Here is a 6,602-nt window from a genome sequence, read left to right as displayed (position 1 = left end):
CCGAACGTGCCCGACACGCCCACGAGTGGCTGGGTATTTTCAACCAGGTCTGGCTCATTAACTCAAACGCATAACACGTTCTGCTGGAGTGGCGGGTCCTGGCGGATCATCAGCGCGATGGAGTGGGCCGCGTCGAGCGCGGTGTCCTTGGCGCCTGGGGTGACGAGCATGAACACGTCTAGTTCGTATGAATCGTGCACATAGGTTATGTGGTCGATCCGGGCCGCCCAATCGCCCGACCCAGGACCCTCCTGAGGAATGTCTCGAAACTGCTGGTCGGGACCTAAGCCGTATTGACTTAGCAGAAACGTCCTCGCCTCAGCCACTATCTGTGTATCTGACAAGGTGCGCGTGGGCTGCGCCGAGGCCGTGGTCATATACGGCGATGCCCGCCTGCTGGTGGTCGCGGTATCCGACGGCCCGCACGCCGCCGCCAACAGCGCCGCGACACAGCCGATGGCAGCCATCTTTCGATCCGGACGCACTCCAATGACGTTCCCCGGCGACGCCGTTATCATTCCCAAGACCCCAAAGTTGACTCACCGGCTGCGCCGGGAGCAGCGCGCTGGAGGTCGGCGCCACCGTCGCGACGTGCTGGACGGTCTCGGCAAACCGGCGGACCGGCCGTTAGACCAAGGGTGGATGCTCTGGCAAGTGCTGGCAGGCGCTACAAAAGATCACACGGAGATCGCACGCGTCGGCCCGCCCATAGGGCCAAAAACGGCCTCTGAACAGGATGTATGGACCTGTGCCCCCGGCAGGATTCGAACCTGCGACACCGGCTTTAGGAGAGCCGTGCTCTATCCCCTGAGCTACGAGGGCGCGGACGATGTTCTTTGACGTCCCGGTGCCGCTCCGGACGGTCGGGCCGCCGTCCGGGTGCGGCGGATGTGAGTCTAGCCCCCGTCCGCCCAAAGCCCCGCGACGCGCAACTCACACCGGCGGATAGGCCGGCGGGGGACAGCCACCGCGCAGCATCCAGGCGAACCAGTTCACCGCGTACTCAATCTCGTCGGAGGCGTCATAGTCGGGATCGGGATCCATGTGAGTACCCCCTTCCGTGTGCGAGGGTCGCGATCGGCGCAGTGTCGTGCGTGATCACCGTGCCGCGACGGCTACTGCCATTGGATGTCGTCGTCGGAGGGCTGACGCTCGTCCCGCTGCGCCGTGGGGCTCGTGTCGATCATGACTTCTTGCCAATGGTGGGGGCTGTAGAGGCGAATGTCGTTGCCGCTGCTGATCATCAGGACACCGCCGTTCAGTATCTCGTAGTCGACGTCATCGGGGAACTCGGCGTCCTCGTCGCGGCCCGCGATCTGCACCCACAGCTTCATATCGGGAGCGCCCTTTGCGCTAGTCCGTCTCTTCGATGATGTGCATCGCGGCTTCCTCGGCCGAGGCCGCGCCGCCGCTGATGCCGACGTCTTCGGCAACCATGTCCGCCTCGGTGTCTTCGCCGAAGCCGTGGTCGGGTGCTACCAGTCGGCCGGCCCGCGCGCCACCGACCTCGCGTCGACGCTGCGGGAATTCGGCGTCGCGCTCGGCGTCGTCGGAGCGCTGGCGTTCGGCCTCGTCGAGCGGGACGTCGATCCGCGAGGCCGGATCGGGTTCTTCCTCGGCGAGGAGCTGATCCATGCTCTCGCCGGGGCCGAAGGCGCCGCGTCCGTAAGGGTACTCGGGTGGCGAGTAACCCTCGTCGAGCACATCGTCGACACCGCGGTCGACGAGGGTGTCCTCCGGCTGGAGCTGGTTGTCGTCCTCGGCGCTGTATTCTCCTGGCGCCGGGCCGGTTTCATAATGAGTGCTCATCGTCGACTATCCAGATCCTCGCTGGTGGGTGATTATTCGCCTTGACCCACCATAGAAACGGGATGTCCCCCGGCCTAGGGCCATTCGTCCCTACGGCCGAAGCCGTTGGACCGGTGAACGACGACCGGCCCGGCGTGACGTCGTGCGGCTGACAAGGGACTTTCGGCCCCTCGGCCCCCGACCTGGCCGGTGCGATGGTTGATGTCGGCCCGCCCGGGTGCGGACACGCACGGTGACGAAGGGATGCCCGATGACCGTTTTGCGAATCGTCCCCGGCAGCGCCAACCCGGCGCTGGCCCAGGCCGTCGCCAACCACCTGGGCGTCGAGACCGACGGATGCACGCTGCAGCGGTTCCCCGACGGGGAGTTGCGGCCCCAGGTTGAAAATGCTTGCGGCGCTGACGTTTACATCGTTCAGCCGACGTCGCCGCCGGTCAACGAGCATCTCGTCGAATTGCTGTTGCTGGTCGACGCGTGCCGCCGGTCCCGTGCGGGACGGGTGACCGCGGTGGTGCCGTACTTCGGCTACGCACGCCAGGATCGCCGAACCGCGCCGGGACAGGCCCTCGGCTCGGCCGTCGTCGCCGACGCGATCGCCGCCGCGGGCGCCGACCGGCTCGTCGTCGTCGATCCCCACACCCCGGAACTGGAAGCGGTGTGCCGGATCCCGGCGGAAACACTGTCGGCCGTCCCGGCCCTGGCGGGCGCGCTGGCCGGCCACCTGCCCGACGGCACGGTGGTAGTCGCCCCCGACCTGGGCGCGGTCAAGCTGGCCGAGCGGTACGCGGCGGTGCTGCACGGCCCGGTGGCGGTGGTGCGCAAACAACGCGGAGCCGGCTCGGCCGTTGCCGCCCTGGACGTCGCCGGTGACGTAATTGGCCGAACGGCGGTGATCGTCGACGACATGATCACCACCGGGGCCACCATCGAGGCCGCCGTCGGGTTGCTGCGCGCGGGGGGCGCCGCACACGACATCGTCGTCGCCGCCACGCACGGGCTTTTCGTCCATGCCGCGGCCGGGCGGCTTCAGGACCTCGGCCTGCGCCGCGTGCTGGTCAGTGACACCGTGGCGGTCAAGAACACCGGAGCCACGATCGAGATCGCGTCGGTGGCGCCGACGATTGCCGACGCCATCGCGTGTTTGCACACCGACAAGCCGCTGCGTGACCCGCCGATCCCCGCGCGTTAGAGACCCGGGCCTCAGCCGGCGGCTTGGACCGTGATGTGCTTCTCGGCCGGTGCCGCGGCCTTCTGCTCGGGGACGGCCACGTCCACGGTCAGGATGCCCTTGTCGTAGGTGGCTTTGATGGCCTCCTCGTCGGCGCCGGGCGGCAGCGTGACCGACCGGGTGAGCGAGCCGTAGCTGAATTCCGAGCGCCCCTTGGCCTTTTTCTTCTCGCTGCGCTCGGCCTTGATCGTCAGCTGGCCGTGGTGCACGGTGATGTCGATGTCCTTGGCCGGGTCGATGCCGGGCAGTTCGGCGTGTAACAGGTAGTGGCCGTCCGCCAGCTCTTCCTCGAGCCGGATCAGGTGGCTGGAGCGCAGACCCGCCCACGACGGCATGCCGGTGTGCAGGTCCGACCAGAAATCGGACCAGTCCGGCAGCCACGAGCGCGGTTGGTGACGGGCAGGGAGATCGTTCATGACCCCTCCTCGGTTTCGGTTTGCTGTTGATGTGCCCTCGATCCTTGGACGACGCGCCGTCGACCGGTAGGGCCCGAAGTCCCATCCGCGGCCGCAATTCGGCCCGAACACTCTGGCGCCCAATATGTTCAGCTCACCCAAATAATCGGCTCACCCAGCCGCGGACGGCCTCAGTTCAGGCGAGCCACTCCAACTCGTCGGCCGCTGCTGTGAGCGCGGCCGCCAGTTCGCGGGCCGCCGGCGCGTCGAGTGCGTCCAGGTGGCGGGTGTGCACGCTGATCCACCGCCGCGTCGAGCCGTCGGCCTCCTGCCGGCCGCAGATCTCCACGCGGGCCAGCCCCCCTTGACGCAGGGTGCCCTTGAAGTCGCGGAACCAGTTGCCGTCCCGCTGCCAGCCGAACGTGCGCACCGCGCCGGTGGGCGGCGCCACCGCGTCCAACGGCGAGGCCGTCGCCTCGTTGTCGGCCGCCCACTGCCGCGCCATCTCCAGCAGCGTCTGCGGCTCGTCGTGCTCGAGGCGCTCCAGCTGGGCGATCTGCGCGGCGGTGAGCTGGTCGGCCACGTCGCGCCAGGTCTGCGTCGTGCTGTCAGATGTGGTCATAGTCTGCAGTCTGTGCAGCGCGACCGGCTGCGACCAGGGTCGAAGGTCATGTTTTCGGGTCCCTCAACCGTTCGCAGCCACGGACCGGTCAGCCGATCTCGGTGCGCAGCCCCTCGTGCCGCAACTCCAGCTCGCTGCTGATCCCGGTGAACAGGTCGTGCGCGTCGACCTGCAGGCCCCGCAGCTTGACGTTCAGCGCGCCCGGCCTCTTGTCGACGACGACTTTGCCGGCGGGATCCATCAGGTACTCGGTCCGGGCCGCTGAGGCGCCCGTCGGGCCCTGTGCCGCCAAGCGATAGCCGTGGTCGTCCCGCAGCCTGTCGGCGACCGCGGTGACCAGTTCGCGTTCGAGCTCTCCGGCGTCGACGGTCGCGGGGACAGTCACGGTCATCCTGGTCACCCGGACCACGCTACTCTCGTCGGGCGCGGCTCGGGCGATGTCGCCGCGGGCGGTGGTTGCCCCGGCGCCGAACCGCAGATGCGCTGCCCACGGCCCAGTGTGGCGATCCAGATGAGTTGCGCGCCATAGCTTCTCATCGTCGGCTAGGGCTTCACGGGTGTGGCCACGCGGCTGAGGTGTTCGATGAACCAATCCCGGGCCAGCGCGGCGACCTGCTCGAGTGTGCCCGGTTCTTCGAAGAGGTGGGTGGCGCCGGGAACGACGGCGAGCTCGCAGACGCCGGGGATCATGCCCCGCGCCTGTCGATTCAGTTCCAGCACCACGTCATCACGCCCGCCGACGATCAGCAGCGTCGGGGCGAGGACGTCGGTCAGCGACTGGCCCGCCAGATCCGGTCGCCCGCCGCGGGAGACCACGGCCGCCACGTTCACCCCGGGATCGGCGGCGGCCACCAGGGCCGCGCCCGCGCCGGTGCTGGCGCCGAAGTAGCCGATCGGCAGCTCCGCGGTGTCGGCCTGGCGGGCCAGCCAGCCGGTCACGTCGACCAACCTCCGCGCCAGCAGCCCGATGTCGAAGACGTTGGCGCGGTTGCGTTCCTCCTCGGGGGTGAGCAGGTCGAACAGCAGGGTGGCAAGGCCCGCCGCGTTCAAGACCTCGGCCACATAGCGGTTGCGCGGGCTGTGGCGGCTGCTGCCACTGCCGTGCGCAAACACCACGATGCCGACCGGACGCTCCGGGATCATCAGGTGTCCGGCCACCGACACCGGGCCGGCGTTCACCCGGACCTCCTCGTCGCGTATCGGCGGGTCGTCGGCGGCGATGACCGCGGGCTCGCCGAAGCCGTCCCGGGCACGATCGAGCAGTGCGACCACCTCGTCGTCGGAGGTCTGGGCGAAATTGCGGTAGCCCTGGCCGACGGCGAAGAAGAACTCCGGCGTGTGCAGGCAGACGACGTCGTCGGCGTATCCGGAGAATCTGGTGAAGATGTCGCGCCCACCGATCGGCACCGCCAGCACCACCCGGCTCGCGCCCCGGGCGCGCGCCACCTGGCAGGCGGCCTTGGCGGTCGCGCCGGTCGCGACGCCGTCGTCGACGATCACCGCGACCCGCCCGGACACCGGGACGTGGGCGTGGCCGCGCCGGAACCGTTCCGAGCGGCGCTCCAGTTCGGCGCGTTGCCTCGCCTCCACGGCGGCCATCTCGTCCTCGGAGAGGTCGGCTTCGCCCACCACGGCTTCATTGATCACCCGTACGCCGCCCTCGCCGATGGCGCCGAAGGCCAATTCGGGTTGATACGGCACCCCCAGCTTGCGCACCACCAGCACGTCCAGCGGCGCGTTGAGCGCCTTGGCGACCTCGAAGGCCACCGGCACCCCGCCGCGCGGCAGCGCCAGCACGACGATGTCCTTGCCGCGCAGGGGTTCCAGGCGCTCGGCCAGATGTCTTCCGGCGTCGGCGCGATCGTCGAACAGCCGGATACCACCGCGCAACGCGCCCAGCCGTCCGCCCAGCAGACGCCCGCCATCGCCGTCCGATTCGTCCATGCAACGAGTGTGTCGCGCCGGGTCGGCCCACCGAAGGGCCCTTCGGCCCCACTTTCGAGGGAACCAAGGCCACCGGTGCACCGGCGCGCAGCGACCGCGGGTGGCCATTCGGGATTCCCAAGCCGCAGGGATGGACGCTCGAACGTGTGGTGAGCCTGATGGCAGGGAGCGTGGTGCTCACCAGTTTTGTTCCTCGGGCGGGTGCATTCGCCGCGCTGGCGGATCTTGACGGAATTTGCGGGCGTGAACGTTCTCCTCAGCGCCGCGGCGGGCTGGTGCCCGAGCAGGCCTGCTGCTGTATCGGCTGGGCATGCCCACTGCTGCCGAACGGGCGCAGGAACGGTGGTGCGGGGCCGAGGGCGAGGCCGTCGGTGGTGACGCCGGTGGCCTTGGTTCGACCTGACGAGAAGATTCACGTGAAGTGAGTTCGTGGTGGTCGCAGCGGGTTGAGGTGTTGTTATTCGGTTGGGGCGCTGAGGATGTACGCACTGACGTCCGGGGGCCGGGGCTGCCCTGGTGGCCGATCTGCGCATCGTGACGACCGCCTTGGTCGCGCCCGGGGGTGGATTGGGTGTCCGGGACTTGTCGGTGCTTGCTGTGATGA

Annotated in this window: 8 protein-coding genes, 1 tRNA gene and 1 pseudogene; 1 reads left to right on the top strand and 9 read right to left on the bottom strand. The window is 68.8% G+C overall.

The window, feature by feature from the left end; translation table 11 throughout:
- Nucleotides 1–62 precede the first annotated feature (62 nt).
- The 5 genes and pseudogenes from FPZ47_RS25835 to FPZ47_RS25815 form a co-directional block, all read right to left on the bottom strand.
- Complete coding sequence (locus FPZ47_RS25835) at nt 63–467, bottom strand: hypothetical protein (RefSeq protein ID WP_144956876.1); 405 nt, start codon at nt 465–467, stop codon at nt 63–65.
- A 282-nt stretch (nt 468–749) separates the two neighbouring features.
- Nucleotides 750–822 (bottom strand) — tRNA-Arg (locus FPZ47_RS25830).
- A gap of 111 nt (nt 823–933) precedes the next feature.
- Nucleotides 934–1,041, bottom strand: a pseudogene (locus tag FPZ47_RS29980) (CAP domain-containing protein); the annotation flags it as partial.
- Between the two features lie 74 nt (nt 1,042–1,115).
- A complete protein-coding gene (locus tag FPZ47_RS25820; RefSeq protein WP_144956871.1) occupies nt 1,116–1,334 on the bottom strand; it encodes a hypothetical protein in 219 nt (72 codons plus the stop codon).
- 19 nt (nt 1,335–1,353) lie between these two features.
- Nucleotides 1,354–1,809, bottom strand: a complete 456-nt coding sequence (locus FPZ47_RS25815) for a DUF5709 domain-containing protein (RefSeq protein ID WP_144956868.1) — start codon at nt 1,807–1,809, stop codon at nt 1,354–1,356.
- A gap of 250 nt (nt 1,810–2,059) precedes the next feature.
- Here FPZ47_RS25815 and FPZ47_RS25810 point away from each other — a divergent pair, with 250 nt between their 5' ends.
- On the top strand, nt 2,060–2,998 hold the full coding sequence (locus FPZ47_RS25810) for a ribose-phosphate diphosphokinase (RefSeq protein WP_210420013.1): 939 nt from the start codon (nt 2,060–2,062) through the stop codon (nt 2,996–2,998).
- 11 nt (nt 2,999–3,009) lie between these two features.
- Here the strand turns inward: FPZ47_RS25810 and FPZ47_RS25805 are convergent, their stop codons facing one another.
- From FPZ47_RS25805 to FPZ47_RS25790, 4 genes are all read right to left on the bottom strand, one after another.
- On the bottom strand, nt 3,010–3,453 hold the full coding sequence (locus FPZ47_RS25805) for an Hsp20/alpha crystallin family protein (RefSeq protein ID WP_144956865.1): 444 nt from the start codon (nt 3,451–3,453) through the stop codon (nt 3,010–3,012).
- Between the two features lie 175 nt (nt 3,454–3,628).
- A complete protein-coding gene (locus FPZ47_RS25800; protein ID WP_144956862.1) occupies nt 3,629–4,054 on the bottom strand; it encodes a hypothetical protein in 426 nt (141 codons plus the stop codon).
- An 88-nt stretch (nt 4,055–4,142) separates the two neighbouring features.
- Nucleotides 4,143–4,445, bottom strand: a complete 303-nt coding sequence (locus FPZ47_RS25795) for a hypothetical protein (RefSeq protein ID WP_145039697.1) — start codon at nt 4,443–4,445, stop codon at nt 4,143–4,145.
- Nucleotides 4,446–4,597: 152 nt separating this feature from the next.
- A complete protein-coding gene (locus tag FPZ47_RS25790; RefSeq protein ID WP_144956879.1) occupies nt 4,598–5,932 on the bottom strand; it encodes a phosphoribosyltransferase family protein in 1,335 nt (444 codons plus the stop codon).
- Between the last annotated feature and the right edge of the window lie 670 nt (nt 5,933–6,602).

Origin of the sequence: Mycobacterium helveticum (assembly GCF_007714205.1) — a bacterium.
Taxonomy (GTDB): domain Bacteria; phylum Actinomycetota; class Actinomycetes; order Mycobacteriales; family Mycobacteriaceae; genus Mycobacterium; species Mycobacterium helveticum.
The sequence above is the reverse complement of the archived record's forward strand: the minus strand, read 5'-3'. Positions and strand labels throughout refer to the sequence as shown.